12 protein-coding genes and 1 pseudogene are annotated in these 13,642 nt (G+C 71.5%); 2 read left to right on the top strand and 11 right to left on the bottom strand.

Translation table 11 applies throughout. From position 1 onward, the window contains the following. Nucleotides 1-165 (top strand): annotated as a pseudogene (locus RCO28_RS38345) (IS982 family transposase); the annotation flags it as partial. A 19-nt stretch (nt 166-184) separates the two neighbouring features. Here the strand turns inward: RCO28_RS38345 and RCO28_RS38340 are convergent. The 4 genes from RCO28_RS38340 to RCO28_RS38325 all read right to left on the bottom strand — a co-directional run bounded on the left by RCO28_RS38340 (nt 185) and on the right by RCO28_RS38325 (nt 3,913). Then, complete coding sequence (locus RCO28_RS38340; RefSeq protein WP_308946025.1) at nt 185-955, bottom strand: DNA polymerase beta superfamily protein; 771 nt, start codon at nt 953-955, stop codon at nt 185-187. Continuing rightward, nucleotides 952-1,971 (bottom strand): ADP-ribosylglycohydrolase family protein, encoded by a 1,020-nt coding sequence (locus RCO28_RS38335; protein ID WP_374991329.1) that lies wholly within the window; start codon nt 1,969-1,971, stop codon nt 952-954. The genes RCO28_RS38340 and RCO28_RS38335 overlap by 4 nt, the downstream gene beginning before the upstream one ends. Further along, nucleotides 1,971-2,693 (bottom strand): NUDIX domain-containing protein, encoded by a 723-nt coding sequence (locus tag RCO28_RS38330; protein WP_308946024.1) that lies wholly within the window; start codon nt 2,691-2,693, stop codon nt 1,971-1,973. The genes RCO28_RS38335 and RCO28_RS38330 overlap by 1 nt, the downstream gene beginning before the upstream one ends. A 62-nt stretch (nt 2,694-2,755) precedes the next feature. After that, nucleotides 2,756-3,913, bottom strand: a complete 1,158-nt coding sequence (locus RCO28_RS38325) for a glycosyltransferase (RefSeq protein ID WP_308946023.1) — start codon at nt 3,911-3,913, stop codon at nt 2,756-2,758. 211 nt (nt 3,914-4,124) lie between these two features. Here RCO28_RS38325 and RCO28_RS38320 point away from each other — a divergent pair, with 211 nt between their 5' ends. Beyond that, the gene (locus RCO28_RS38320; protein ID WP_308946022.1) at nt 4,125-4,979 is read left to right on the top strand and encodes a hypothetical protein; all 855 of its coding nucleotides are present in this window, start codon (nt 4,125-4,127) and stop codon (nt 4,977-4,979) included. Nucleotides 4,980-5,124: 145 nt separating this feature from the next. On the opposite strand, the gene RCO28_RS38315 is transcribed toward RCO28_RS38320, so the two are convergent. The 7 genes from RCO28_RS38315 to RCO28_RS38285 all read right to left on the bottom strand — a co-directional run bounded on the left by RCO28_RS38315 (nt 5,125) and on the right by RCO28_RS38285 (nt 13,620). After that, on the bottom strand, nt 5,125-6,249 hold the full coding sequence (locus RCO28_RS38315) for a pseudouridine synthase (RefSeq protein ID WP_308946021.1): 1,125 nt from the start codon (nt 6,247-6,249) through the stop codon (nt 5,125-5,127). Between the two features lie 10 nt (nt 6,250-6,259). After that, nucleotides 6,260-6,913, bottom strand: a complete 654-nt coding sequence (scpB, locus tag RCO28_RS38310) for an SMC-Scp complex subunit ScpB (RefSeq protein WP_308946020.1) — start codon at nt 6,911-6,913, stop codon at nt 6,260-6,262. Next, complete coding sequence (locus RCO28_RS38305) at nt 6,910-7,995, bottom strand: segregation/condensation protein A (protein WP_308946019.1); 1,086 nt, start codon at nt 7,993-7,995, stop codon at nt 6,910-6,912. The genes scpB and RCO28_RS38305 overlap by 4 nt, the downstream gene beginning before the upstream one ends. Nucleotides 7,996-8,083: 88 nt before the next feature. Next, a complete protein-coding gene (locus RCO28_RS38300) occupies nt 8,084-8,686 on the bottom strand; it encodes a hypothetical protein (RefSeq protein WP_308946018.1) in 603 nt (200 codons plus the stop codon). Then, nucleotides 8,671-9,825: a ParA family protein gene (locus tag RCO28_RS38295; protein ID WP_308946017.1), complete on the bottom strand. Its 1,155-nt coding sequence runs from the start codon at nt 9,823-9,825 to the stop codon at nt 8,671-8,673. Before RCO28_RS38295 ends, RCO28_RS38300 begins: the two co-directional genes overlap by 16 nt. A gap of 377 nt (nt 9,826-10,202) precedes the next feature. Beyond that, the gene (ald, locus tag RCO28_RS38290; RefSeq protein WP_308946016.1) at nt 10,203-11,318 is read right to left on the bottom strand and encodes an alanine dehydrogenase; all 1,116 of its coding nucleotides are present in this window, start codon (nt 11,316-11,318) and stop codon (nt 10,203-10,205) included. A 184-nt stretch (nt 11,319-11,502) separates the two neighbouring features. Continuing rightward, nucleotides 11,503-13,620 (bottom strand): tetratricopeptide repeat protein, encoded by a 2,118-nt coding sequence (locus tag RCO28_RS38285; RefSeq protein ID WP_374991328.1) that lies wholly within the window; start codon nt 13,618-13,620, stop codon nt 11,503-11,505. Nucleotides 13,621-13,642: the final 22 nt, after the last annotated feature.

The raw sequence follows: 13,642 nt of genomic DNA, 5'->3' as shown, positions 1-13,642 counted from the left end.
GACACCCTCAAAGGTCAACTCAGCCTCGAACAACACGGAGGCAGAACACCCGCCGGAGTCTTCGCCCGCACCGGCCAACGACTCCTCGCCCTCGCCACCGCCATCTGGCACAACTGGACCACCGGAGCCGCAATCAAACGATCCCTGATCGCCTACGACCACTGAGAACATCGGACTCAATCATCTAGCCGACCCGAACCCGCACCACGAAGTCGTGCAACGCACCGTACGCCGTAGTCGTATCCGGCAGCACAGACTCCCCCTGAGCCACCTCCAACTCCCCCTGCAACGCATCCAAATCCGCCCCCACGCGCGCGTGGTCCACAACAGCCCGCCCGTGCTCGGCCTCGGCCTTGGCGGCGACCAGATCCGGCAGGTAGTCGGGGGCGGCCTTCACCAGACCGAGCAGCGTCGGCAGATGCGCCTGCACCTCTCCCGTACGCATCAGATGGATCCCGGTGAGCAGCACGCGGAACGCGTAGAGCAGCGGCTTGAGTTCACCGGTCCTGTCGAACAGCCGCCGCTGCGTGGTCGCGAACCCGCGGTAGTGGTGCGCGTGATGGGAGGTCAGCACTCCCGGCGCAAGCGCGACCAGCTCCGCGTGCGCGTCCGAGGTGTGGACGACGAGCGGCGAGAGCAACTGCTCCAGGACGTAGCCGTTCCGGCGCAGCATCAGGCGGACGAACTTGCGCAGGTCATGCGTGACCAGGTCCATCTCGACCGCGTCCCGCTCCCACATCCGCGACCGGGTCTCCTCGGGCTCCCGCAGGCCGACGAGGGACCCCACCGGCAGCAGATGCACGCCCCGCAGGTCGACGTCCGAGTCGCGGGACGGAAAGCCGTACAGGTGCGCCCCCGAGACCGTCGCGAAGAGCAGCGGGTCGGGCTGTTCGGCGAGGACCGGGGCGAGGTCGGTGTCCGGGAGCCCGGCGGCCCGCAGCAGGTCGGCGCTCACGCGTCCCACCCCCGGCCGAGGGCAAGGAGCTCGTCGCGGTGCTCGACGCGGTCCACCCACTGAGCGGGCCAGGCGTCCGCGCCGAGGTGGGCGCCGGCGAAGGCACCGGCGAGGCAGGCGATGGAGTCGGAGTCGCCGGCGGTGCAGGCGGCCCTGCGGAGCGCGGTGACGGGCTCGTCGGGGAAGAGCAGGAAGCACAACAGGCCGGTGGCAAGGGCCTCTTCGGCGATCCAGCCCTGCCCGGTGGCCTGGCAGGGGTCGAGCTCCGGGTTGGCGTCGGTGAGGGCCGCGGCGAGCCGTTCGAGCACGGCCAGGCACTCGTCCCAGCCGCGCGCGACGAAGTGCTCGGCGCTCGGGTCCTGCGAGCGGGTCCACAGGTCGCCGAGCCACTCCTCCCGGTACGTGGTGCGGTTCTCCAGGGCGTACGAGCGCAGCCTGCCGACCAGGCCGACGGGGTCGACGCCCTGCGCGAGCAGCCGTACCGCGTACGAGGTGAGGTCGCTGGCGGCGAGCGCGGTGGGGTGGCCGTGGGTGAGCGCGGACTGGAGCTGCGAGGCGCCGGCCCGTACGGCGTCGTCGAGCCCCGGGAGCAGGCCGAGCGGGGCGACGCGCATGTTGGCGCCGCAGCCCTTGGAGTGCACCTGGCTGGCGTCCCGCCAGTCGCGGGTCTCGTCGGCGAGGAGTTCGCAGGCGCGGATGCAGGTGGCGCCGGGAGCGCGGTTGTTGTCGGGCGACACGTTCCAGGCGACGTACTCCTGCCGCACCAGGTGCGCGAACCGCTCGGGCCCGCACACACCGCGCTCGGCGGACCGCCGCAGGGCGCGGGCGAGGGCGAGCGTCATCTGGGTGTCGTCGGTGATGTACGCCTGCCGCGGCAGCTCCAGCTGCCGCCAGGGGCCGAACTTTGCGAGGATCTGCGGTACGTCGTTGAACTCCGTGGGGAAGCCGAGGGCGTCCCCGAGGGCGAGGCCGAGGAGCGATCCGGTGGCGGCGCGCTTGGTCGGAGTGGTCGTCATCAGGGTCGTCCTTCCGGTCGCAGCAGCGGTGGGTGCAGGGCGGTGGCGTCGCCCGCGCGGTACAGGGCGGCGGGCTTGCCTCGACCGCCGGTCAGCCGGGCGGCCCCGGGCACGGCCTCGACGAGTCCGGGCGTGGCGAGCACCTTCCGCCGGAAGTTCGCGGGGTCCAACTCGGCGCCCCACACGGCCTGGTAGACCTGCCGCAGTTCTCCGAGCGTGAACTCGGGCGGGCAGAAGGCGGTGGCGAGGCCGGTGTACTCCAGCTTGGCGCCGACGCGTTCGTGGGCGTCGGCGAGGATCCGGTCGTGGTCGAAGGCGAGCGGCGCGTAGGACGGCCGGTGCTCGCCGTACGGCAGCCAGTCGGCCCGGGCCGCGTCGCTGCCCGCCTGCGCCTCGGGCGCGTCCGGGACGAGCGCCGTGAAGGCGACGGAGACGACGCGCATGCGCGGGTCGCGGTCCGGTTCGCTGTAGGTGCGCAGCTGCTCCAGGTGCAGCCCGGCGACGTCCGACAGGCCGGTCTCCTCGGCGAGTTCACGCCGGGCCGCGGTCTCGGCCGCCTCGTCGGGCTGCACGAATCCGCCCGGCAGCGCTCTGCGTCCCGCGTACGGCTGCTCGCCGCGCTCGACGAGGAGCGCGTGCAGGCGGCCTTCGCGGATGGTGAAGACGGCCAGGTCGACGGTGACGGCGAACGGTTCGTAGGCGTACTTGTCGTAGCCCTGCATGGACACCCCCCTTTAATAGTCTAGTTGACCTTAAGTGGTGGGGGGTGGTGCGCGCAACCGGTTCAGGCGCGCGAACTCCTCCGGCCGCCCGCCGCCTTGCCCGCCCTGGAGGCCCTGGGCAGGCGCCCCGCCGACGGCTGCCGCGCGGCGGCGACCTGCCGGGCGGGGAACTCCCGGTTGATCTCCGTCTGGCGCCGGATGGCCTCCGGCAGATCCGGCAGGGCGAGGAGGCGGTCGCACGCCCGGAGCGAGGCGGCGTGGTCACCCACCCAGTGGGCGCAGATCGAGAACTCGAAGAGCAGACCCCACCGGTACACCCACGACCTGGTGAACAGCAGGTCGTCCGGCTCCCCTCGGCCGACGACGGCCGCGAGGAGAGCGTACGCGGTGCGATGGCGCCCCCGGACCCGCAGCCGCGAGGCCAACTCGTAGCAGGCTTCGAGCCGTTCGGGGCGTGACTCCCAGGCCCGGCTGAAGGCGTCCATCGCCCCCGGCCAGTCGTCGGTCCGCTCCGCCCTGAGGGTCCCGGCCTCCAGGAGCGAGCAGTAGACCTCCTCGGCCCAGCCGCCCATTTCGGCCCGGCGCTCGTACAGGGCGACGGCCTCCTCCGGGTGCCCCCGGTCGCGTTCGGTGTTGGCGAGGTAGAAGACGGTGCGCGGGTTGTCCGGGTCGCGTGCGAGCTCCGCGCGCAGCAGACGTGCGTCGCGCTCGAACTTGTCCGCGCGGCAGCCGCCGTCGGCGTGATCCTCGATCACCAGGGCGTCGAGGTTCTCCTGGTCGTCGGGCCCGTCGGTGCACGGGTACTCGTGGGTGACGCCCTCGTACCGCCACAGCCGGTCGCCCCGCATGAGGTGCTTGAACCGGTGCTGGGTGCCCGGGACGTCGTAGCGCAGCATGTACGAGCCCGCCGTCAGCCGGGGCAGCGGGGCGTCCTGGCGCAGCACATGGTCGGCGTCGAGGGTGAGCAGATAGTCGGCCTTGCCGCGCGCCTGCTGGATGTTCCTGGTCCGGTTGTGCCCGAAGTCGACCCAGGGTTCCTCGCGCAGCTCCCCCGGAATGCCGTCGAGGGCCTTGCGGATCAGGTCCTGGGTTCCGTCCGTCGAGCCCGTGTCGGAGATCACCCAGTGATCGACGAGGGGGCGTACGGACTCGAGGCAGCGCTCGATGACGCCCGCCTCGTTCTTGACGATCATGCACAGGCAAAGGGTCTGCTGTTTCACGGGCGCCAACGTGGCACAGCCCGGAACAACCTGCCGCCGCTCCACGCGGAGGGCGAGCCACAGGGTCCTCGAACGGAGCTGTACCGATACTCCGAACCGTCACCTGGTGGGCGCGTCGCGGGCCCGTTGCGTCCTTCGCTGTGCCGCTGACGGCGATGCTCCTACCCGGTCCGGGTCACTCACGGGCCTGACACTGCAGAAGGAGCCATCGATGAGCCATGAGGGCAGAACGCCTTCGTACGGTACGACTTCGCCACGGCTGGGACCGCTGGCCCGGGAGCGCTTCACGAAGGCCGGGATGGTGGCCTCGCTCGCGCTCGTCCTCGCGGCCGGTGTGGTGAGCCCGGCAGCCGCGGCGGCCCAGAAGGTGACCGATCAGGCGAGGACGGTCTCCGCACCCGGCACCGAGGACAAGTGCAAGCCGGGCCAGAAGCCGCACCACGGCCCGGCCATGACCGGCTCCCCCCACGCGGACAAGTGCAAGGGCCCGACGGGTCCCACGGGACCGACGGGACCCATGGGGCCGACAGGACCGGCCGGAGAGGACGGCGACCCGGGCCCGACCGGACCGACAGGACCCACCGGCCCCGGCGGCGGCGACCCCGGCCCGACGGGACCGCAAGGCCCCACGGGACCGGCAGGGCCGACAGGACCCGCAGGGCCCACCGGGGCTACGGGCGCCACAGGACCCTGCGTCGAGATCGACGGGTTCCAGGACCAGCAGGTGTACGAGGTGCGCGGTGCCGTGAGCAACAGCAGCACCTTCGCCGGAATCCGCGATGTCCGCCCCAACCAGGACCACACCATGCGGTGGACCGACCTCAGCGGCCTCGCGGGCTATCCCACCGGCGGCGACGCCGGCTTCGCCTGCGGTGTGTCCGTCAACGAGCACAGCCAGGGCAACCAGGACCTGGCAGGCATCAAGATCGACATCATCACGACGACCGGCCAGGTCTACGAGACCATCTGCACCGAGAGCCACGCCATGGGCACCCCGGCCACGCTCACCTGTCCCGGCCCCTGGGTCCCCCTGAACTCACCCGAGACGGACAACTTCAACTCGTAAAGCCGAGACAGCCCCACCAGCAGGCGGGAGCGTACGCGAAGGGCCCGGTCACGTCGTCGGACGACGTGACCGGGCCCTGGGCTTTCGCACCGCGCACCGCGCACCGCAGTCGGCGCACGCCCGGCCGCGGCCGATCAGAGGCGACCTAGAGGTCGACCTCCTTCATCAGCATCCCGACCTCCGTGTTGGAGAGCCGCCGCAGCCAGCCCGACTTCTGGTCGCCGAGCGTGATCGGCCCGAAGGAGACCCGCACGAGCTTCTCCACCGGGAAACCGGCCTCCGCGAGCATCCGCCGCACGATGTGCTTGCGGCCCTCGTGCAGCGTGACCTCGACCAGGTAGTTCTTGCCGGTCTGCTCGACCACCCGGAAGTGGTCCGCGCGCGCGTACCCGTCCTCCAGCTGGATGCCGTCCTTGAGCTGCTTGCCCAGGTCGCGCGGGATGGGCCCGACGATCGCGGCGAGATACGTCTTCTTCACGCCGTACTTCGGGTGGGTCAGGCGGTGCGCCAGCTCACCGTGGTTGGTGAGCAGGATGACGCCCTCGGTCTCGGTGTCGAGCCGGCCCACGTGGAAGAGCCGCGTCTCGCGGTTCTGGACGTAGTCCCCGAGGCACTGCCGCCCCTCCGGGTCCTCCATCGTGGAGACCACTCCGGCCGGCTTGTTCAGCGAGAAGAACTGGTACGACTGCGTGGCCACGGTCAGCCCGTCCACGCGGATCTCGTCCTTCTCGGGGTCGACGCGCAGGCCCTGCTCCAGGACGATCTCCCCGTTGACCTCCACGCGGGCCTGCTCGACCAGCTCCTCGCAGGAACGCCGCGAGCCGTAGCCCGCGCGGGCGAGGACCTTCTGCAGCCGCTCGCCCTCCTGCTCGGCGCCCGGGAAGGTCTTGGGCGGCTTCACGTCCTTCTTGCCCGCGTACCGGTCGCGGTTGCGCTCCTCGGCGCGCGCCTCGTACTCACGGGAGCGTGCGGGCGCGCTGCGGCGCCCCTGCCCCTGCGGGCGCTTCGGGCCGCCCTTGGCGCCGCCGCGGGCCGCCCCGCCGCGTCCCGACTTGGGGCCGTCCTGCGTGGCGCCGGGGCCCACGTCGTAACGCCGCTCCTCCGGGCGCGGCTTCTTGGGACGGCCGCTGCTGCCCTGCTTGTCGTCACGGGTGCCTCCGGCACCGCGGTAGTTACCGCGGCCACCGCTGCTCCCGCCGCGGCCGCCGCTGTTGCCACCACGGCTCCCGCCGTTGTTTCCGCTGCTGTTCCTGCCGCTGCTGCTTCGCATCAAATTTCCGTTAGTCGTCTGCGTCCTCGATACCCGGCGCATCGGGTGCGTCCGGATCGAACGACGGCACACCTTCCTGGGTCTCGCCCTCGATCGCGTCCGCCTCGGGGAGGAAGGGCGCGAGCTCCGGCAGCTCGTCCAGGCCGCGCAGGCCCATCCGCTCCAGGAAGTAGTTCGTCGTCCTGTACAGGATCGCACCTGTTTCGGGTTCCGCGCCCGCCTCCTCCACGAGGCCCCGCTGCAGCAGGGTCCGCATGACCCCGTCACAGTTCACTCCGCGTACGGCGGAGACCCTGGAGCGGCTGACCGGCTGGCGGTACGCGACGACGGCCAGGGTCTCCAGGGCCGCCTGGGTGAGCCGGGCCTGCTGCCCGTCCAGGACGAAGCCCTCCACGGCCGCCGCGTACTCGGGCCGGGTGTAGAACCGCCAGCCCCCGGCGACCAGGCGCAGCTCGAAGCCGCGCCGCTGCACCGCGTACTCGTCGGCCAGCTCCCGCAGCGCGTGCGCCACCTCACGTGGGCGCCGCTGCAGCACCTTGGCCAGGTGCTCCTCGGTGGCCGGCTCGTCGACGACCATCAGGACGGCCTCCAGGGCGGGCTTGAGGTCGAGCTCGGCGACCTCGAGCAGCCCGGCCGGTGTCTCGGTGCTCCGCTCGGTGCTCACGCGCCGTCCTCCACTCGCTTCTCCCCCGGCTGCTCCTCCGGGACCTCCGGTGGCCGGTCGAACTCGTCGGTGACCTGCGGTTCGGCCCCCGCGCCGCCGGTCCAGCGCACGGTCAGCTCGCCGAGCGCCTCTTCCTGGTCCATCGCGACCGCCTTCTCCCGGTACAGCTCGAGCAGCGCCAGGAACCGGGCGACGACGGTCAGCGTGTCCGGCGCGTCGTCGATCAGCACCCGGAAGCTTGCCTCCCCCACCTCTCGCAGCCGCGCCACGACGAGCTCGGCCTGCTCGCGCACGGAGACCAGCGGCGCGTGGATGTGGTCGACGTACACCTGCGGCTCGGGCTTGGGCTGCATCGCCTTGACCGCCAGCTCGGCGAAGCCCTCGGCGCCGATGCTGATGACCACCTCGGGCAGCAACTCGGCGTGCTGCGGCTCGAGTCCGACCGTACGCGGATACCGGCGGGCCTCGTCGTCGAGCCGCCCGTTGAAGATGTCCGCGATCTGTTTGTACGCGCGGTACTGAAGCAGCCGCGCGAAGAGCAGGTCACGCGCCTCCAGAAGCGCGAGGTCCGCCTCGTCCTCGACCTCCGCGGCGGGCAGCAGCCGCGCGGCCTTCAGGTCGAGCAGCGTCGCGGCGACGACCAGGAACTCGGTGGTCTGGTCGAGGTCCCAGTCGGGCCCCATGGCGCGGATGTGCGCCATGAACTCGTCGGTGACCTTGGAGAGCGCGACCTCGGTGACGTCCAGCTTGTGCTTGGAGATCAGCTGGAGCAGCAGGTCGAACGGCCCCTCGAAGTTGTCGAGCCGGACCTTGAACCGCCCGTCCTCCACGGGGACTTCACCGGCGACGGGCTCAGGCTCATTCGCGGGCTCAGGCTCAGTTGCGCGCTCAGCCTCATTCGCGGGCTCAGGCTCAGGCTCAGGCTGCGGAACAACGGGCTCCGGCTGCAGCTCCGGAACAACAGCCTCCGGCTCCGGCACCGCCGCGGAAGCACCCACCCCCGGCCCCCGCCCCAGCACCCGGCGGCGGCCGGGGCGCGCCGGGTCGGCGGGGGCTGCGGAGGAGTCGTCGGTCGTCGGCATCGCGGTCCAGGGAGCGGGCGGGGAACGTACGAACGCGTACGAACGGGCAGGTTATCGTCCCCGCGCTCCCACTCGGGGACCTGGCGCGTCAGCGGCCGCGCAGGCGCCGTACGAGGATGCTCGCCTCGCCGCGGGACTCCAGGTCCGCGAGGACGACGGCGACGGCCTCGCGCACGATCCGGCCGCGGTCGACCGCGAGCCCGTGCTCACCGCGCAGCACGAGGCGGGCGTGCTCGAGGTCCATCAGCTCCTCGGCGGAGACGTACACCGTGATCTTCTCGTCGTGCCGCTCGCGCCCGCTGGGCCTGCGGGCGGCGGCCCGGCCACGGCGGCGGCCGGACGGGCTCGCGGTGCCGTTCGCCGCTGCCGCCTGCTGTCGCCCGGAGCGCTCGCCCGGCTTCTCGCCCTCGCCGCCGCGGCTGCGGTGTTCACCGGAGCCCGACTCGGCCTCGGCGGTGGTGTGTTCGGTGCTCTCGCCGCTCTCCGCCGGGGCTCCCGCCTCGGCCTTCGCGCCCTCGTCGGACGCCGGTCCCGCCGCGGCCGCGGCGTCGCTCTCGCCGGCCGGGGCGGGTACACGCACTTCACCGTTGGTCTGGCGGCGGCCGGCCTTGGGCGACGACGCCTGCAGCGCCATTCCCCCGGTGGTACGGAACAGTTCGTCGGCCCCGGGCAGACTCACTCGGCGTGACACCGGGCGAGCACCTCCCTGGCGAGCTGGCGATAGGCGGCCGCACCAACGGAGTTGGAGGCGTACGTCGTGATCGGCTCACCGGCGACCGTGGTCTCCGGGAAGCGGACCGTGCGCCCGATGACCGTGTGGTAGACGTGATTGTCGAAGGCCTCGACCACGCGGGCGAGCACCTCACGGCTGTGCACCGTGCGCGAGTCGTACATCGTGGCGAGGATGCCGTCCAACTCCAGGTCGGGGTTGAGACGTTCCTGCACCTTCTCGATGGTCTCGGTCAGCAGGGCGACACCGCGCAGCGCGAAGAACTCGCACTCCAGCGGGACGATCACCTTGTGCGCGGCGGTGAGCGCGTTGACCGTGAGCAGACCGAGCGAGGGCTGGCAGTCGATCACGATGTAGTCGTAGTCCTGCATGAGCGGCTTGAGCGCCCGCTGCAGGGTCGACTCACGCGCGACCTCGGAGACCAGCTGGACCTCGGCGGCCGAGAGGTCGATGTTGCTCGGCAGCAGGTCCATGTTCGGGACGGCGGTCTTCAGGAGCACCTCGTCGGCCGCCATGCCCCGCTCCATGAGCAGGTTGTAGACGGTGAGGTCGAGCTCCATCGGGTTCACCCCGAGGCCGACGGAGAGCGCGCCCTGCGGGTCGAAGTCGACCAGGAGGACCCGGCGTCCGTACTCCGCGAGCGCGGCACCCAGGTTGATGGTCGACGTGGTCTTGCCTACGCCGCCCTTCTGGTTGCACATCGCGATGATCTTCGCGGGGCCGTGATCGGTCAGCGGGCCCGGGATCGGGAAGTACGGCAGCGGGCGTCCCGTCGGGCCGATCCGCTCGCGGCGCTGGCGGGCAGCGTCGGGAGCGAGTGTGGCCGCGTACTCCGGGTCGGGCTCGTACTCGGCGTCGGGGTCGTAGAAGTGCCCCTGGGGCAACTCGTCGTAGTCGGCGAACTGTGTGGGGTTCTCGCCACTTGGGTCGCCGGCCATGGCGTTCACTTGATGGCCATCCATGCTCTGGTGGGCTGAAAGCGTCGACTGCGGACGCTGCGTCGCGTGCGTGCGCTCGGGGTTCTGGTGGTCGGCGTGGGTACGGACGGCGACGGAGCCGACAGCCTCGTGCCCCGCGGAACCCGATCCCTGCGCAGGCATTCCTGGTTGACCACCCCCGGGAGTAAATGTCGACTCATTCACAAGTCGTCTTACCTCCTTGGTGACCAGGAAACTTCTAGATAGGTCAGCGTGGCACCATGCCGACGGTTGGCGACTCTATGGCGTGTCACCGCTCCGCAGCAACACAATCCGCCGGACCCGGCCCGATGTGTCGGCAACCGAACACCCCTGTGTCAAGGGCGCACAGGCCCCTCCAGGGGTGTTTCACCGGTGTGCGAAACGGTTAAAGGGTTACGTTCGAGGCGAGTTGACCGAGCCTCACAAAGTGACCCGATACACATGCGGCCGGACCTTGGCGGGCAAGGTCCGGCCGCATGCGCGAGGTTGACGTCGCGCGTTGACGCGCGCTTTGTCGACTAGCCGAGGAGCGTGCTCAGTTCGACGTGCTCCAGGCCGTGGGCCTCGGCCACGGAGCCGTAAACCACCTTGCCGTCATGGGTGTTGAGGCCGAGCGCGAGCGCCGGGTCGCGACGCAGCGCCTCGGTCCAGCCGCGGTTGGCGAGCTCGACGATGTACGGCAGCGTCGCGTTGGTCAGCGCGTACGTCGAGGTGTTCGGGACGGCGCCGGGCATGTTGGCGACGCAGTAGAAGACCGAGTTGTGGATCTTGAACGTCGGCTCGGCGTGGGTGGTCGGACGCGAGTCCTCGAAGCAGCCGCCCTGGTCGATCGCGATGTCGACAAGAACACTTCCCGGCTTCATCTTGGCGACCAGCTCGTTGGTGACCAGCTTCGGGGCCTTGGCACCCGGGATGAGGACGGCGCCGATGACGAGGTCGGCCTCGACGACGGCCTTCTCCAGCTCGTAGGCGTTGGAGACGATCGTCTGCACCTTGGTGCCGAAGATCTTGTCGGCCTCGCGCAGCTTGTTGATGTCCTTGTCGAGCAGGGTCACGTGGAAGCCCATGCCGACGGCGATCTGCGTGGCGCTCCAGCCGGAGACGCCACCGCCGATGACGACGGCCTTGCCGGCCTGGGTGCCGGGGACACCGCCGGGCAGCACGCCGCGGCCGCCGTTGAAGGCCATCAGGTGGTAGGCGCCGACCTGTGGGGCCAGGCGGCCCGCGACCTCGGACATCGGGGCGAGCAGCGGCAGGGCGCGGTTCGCGGTCTCGACGGTCTCGTACGCGATGGCCGTGGTGCCGGACTCCAGGAGGGCGTCCGTGCACTCCTTGGAGGCGGCCAGGTGCAGGTAGGTGAAGAGCGTCTGGTCCTTGCGCAGGCGGTGGTACTCCTCCGCGACCGGCTCCTTGACCTTCAGGAGCAGGTCGGCGGTGGCCCAGACCTCGTCGGCGGTGGGGAGGATCTGGGCGCCGGCGGCGATGAACTCGCCGTCCGTGATCGAGGAGCCGACGCCGGCGTTCTGCTCGATGACGACCTGGTGGCCGTGGCGCACCAGCTCGTGCACACCGGCGGGGGTGATCGCCACCCGGAACTCGTTGTTCTTGACCTCGCGGGGGATGCCGACCTTCATCGTCGATCACGGTCCTTGGCTCAGGGGATGTTTCAGGCAATGACACACATACCCGTATGCGCTGCGGCACAACGGGAGACACCGCGAATGACCGCGGCGGAGCCAGTCTAATGAAGGATATTGAGCTGTCTAGCCTTTCAAAGCATCAATCTTCACGAGATGCACTACGGATTTCGCAGGCGGATCACCCGGCTCCGGCTTCGGAGCTCTGTTCGGCACTCGTTGTGGGGACCCCTTCGGGTCCCGCAGCGGAACCGGCCTCGGCCAGCTCTTCTCCCAGCATGCGCTCGGCGGCGGAGCGGTGCAGCCCGGCGGAGGCGCTGTCGCCGAGCCGGTCGAGAGTGTCGGCGAGCCGCAGCTGCAGCGCGGCCTGGAGCCGTACGTCCTGCGCCTGCCGCGCCCACTGGACCGCCTCCTGGCAGGTGCGCAGCGACTCCTCGGGTCGGCCCGCGTACTCCTGCACCCGGGCCATCTCGCTCAACGCCCTTGCGTACGAGGGGATTTCACCGGCCTTGCGGTAACCGCTCGCAGCCGAACGCCAGTTGCGCAGCGCCTCGCCGTACCGGCCGGCGTAGGTGAGCGTGGAGCCGATCCGTCCGTACAGGCGGGCGGCGTCGAGCCGCTCGCCGCGCGCGAGGCGGTCGCTGAGGGCCCGCCCGAACCAGTCGGCGGCCCGCTGAAGATCGCCCAGCTCCTGGTAGGCGCCACCTACGGATTCCATCGCGCGGCCCAGTGCGTACGGGTCTTTCGCGGCCCGCGCGGCGTCCAGCGCTGCCCGATATCGGGTCAGGGCCTCGCGCGTACGCCCGGTCCCGGCGTCCAGATCGCCGAGGTTGAGCAGCGCCGCCGCCTGCTCCCGGGGCAGGTCGCGCCGCTCGGCGACGTCCAGGACGAGGCGGTGGATGCCGTACAGGTCGGCGGCCGCCTCCGTGTCGCAGTGCGCGACGAGTGCCCTGGTCAGAGCCGCCATCAGGCGCCTGGCCAGCGTGTCCAGGTCGCCGTCCGCGACCGCGAGCCGGGCCGAGGCGAGGAGCGCGGGACGGCGCAGTCGCAGCCAGTCGTCGGCCGCCTGCGGAGAGTCGAAGCGCAGGGCACGCGGCAGCCCGGCGAGCCGGCCGCGCGCCGGTGAGCCCTCCGGCTCCGTCACGGCCCGGCAGGAGTGCAGCAGCCGCACCGCGCGCTCCAGCATCCGGGCCCGCGCGAGCTGCACCTCCCCCGGCCGGTCCTGCGTCTCGGTCAGCCCTTGCAGCAGGGGCTGCAGGCATCCGGGCACGGCGTACTCAGGGCCCTGAGCGAGCTCGGTCCCGGTCCGGCGGAGGAGTCCGAGGCGGGCGAAGTCCGCCAGGGTGGTGGCCGCCGCCGAGATCGAGCAGCCGGCGAGCGCGGAGGCGGTGTGCGGATCGGCGAGGCCGGCCGGGGCAAGGCAGAGGAGTCGCAGTATCCGGGCAGCCGGGCCGGGCAGCGCGTCGTACACGAAGCGGAAGACCCGCGGCAGGCTGCCCGGCGAGCCCTGCTCCGTACTGTCGTCGTCCGGCAGGTTGTGCAGCATCTTGGCCAGCTCCGCCACGGACGCCTTGGGCCGGGCCGCGAGCCAGCCGCCCGCCAGGACCAGGGCCGCGGGCTGGTGACCGCACTGCTCGGCGAGGTGCTCGGCGGCGCGCGGGTCGACCGTGATCCGCACGGACCCGGTGTAGCCGGTGAGCAGGTCGAGCGCGGACTTGGTGTCGAGGCCGCCGAGCGTGCAGGGGCGGACGTCGGAGATCCCGGTCAGCGGCCCGAGCGAGGTCGCCACGACGAGGCACTGCGGGGCGTCCGGGAGCAGCGGATCGACCTGCTCCGCGTCGGCCGCCCCGTCGAGCAGCATCAGTACGCGCCGTACGGCGAGGGCCTCGCGGAGCTTCTCGGTGAGCTCGTCCTCCGTGGCGCCGGGGGCGGTCGGCACGGACAGGGCGTCGAGGAGTTCGCGGGCGGTGCGCTCGGTGGGGACCGGGCGGCCGTCGGGTTCGGTGAGGCGGGCGTGCAGCTGTCCGTCGGCGTAGTCGTCGGCGAGTTCGGTGACCAGGCGCTCGGCGAGCGCGGTGCGGCCGGAGCCGGGACGTCCGGCGATGAGCAGGACGCGGGCGCGGGCGGGTTTGCGTCCGGAGAGGGTGTCGAGGCCGGTGCGTGCGATGTCGGCGCGCAGCTCCTTCAACTCCCGCTGCCTGCCGACGAATTCGGGCGCCCCCGCATCCCGCACCGCCCGTGGTGCGGAGGTCTCCGCCAGGGGCGAAGAGACCTGGGTGTCCACCGCCTGATCCGTCACGGGCCACGCTCCCGTCCAGCTG

It is taken from the genome of Streptomyces sp. LHD-70 (genome assembly GCF_031157275.1).
In the GTDB taxonomy this organism is placed as follows: Bacteria; Actinomycetota; Actinomycetes; order Streptomycetales; family Streptomycetaceae; genus Streptomyces.
Note: the sequence above shows the minus strand (reverse complement) of the source record. Positions and strands in the feature narration are given on the sequence as shown.

Coding starts and splice junctions, on each gene's coding strand:
- RCO28_RS38335 (WP_374991329.1), bottom strand. CDS start 1,971: ATGACGACCACTCCGACCAAGCGCGCCGCCACCGGATCGCTCCTCGGC.
- RCO28_RS38330 (WP_308946024.1), bottom strand. CDS start 2,693: ATGCAGGGCTACGACAAGTACGCCTACGAACCGTTCGCCGTCACCGTC.
- RCO28_RS38320 (WP_308946022.1), top strand. CDS start 4,125: ATGAGCCATGAGGGCAGAACGCCTTCGTACGGTACGACTTCGCCACGG.
- RCO28_RS38315 (WP_308946021.1), bottom strand. CDS start 6,249: ATGCGAAGCAGCAGCGGCAGGAACAGCAGCGGAAACAACGGCGGGAGC.
- RCO28_RS38305 (WP_308946019.1), bottom strand. CDS start 7,995: ATGCCGACGACCGACGACTCCTCCGCAGCCCCCGCCGACCCGGCGCGC.
- RCO28_RS38295 (WP_308946017.1), bottom strand. CDS start 9,825: ATGCCTGCGCAGGGATCGGGTTCCGCGGGGCACGAGGCTGTCGGCTCC.
- ald (WP_308946016.1), bottom strand. CDS start 11,318: ATGAAGGTCGGCATCCCCCGCGAGGTCAAGAACAACGAGTTCCGGGTG.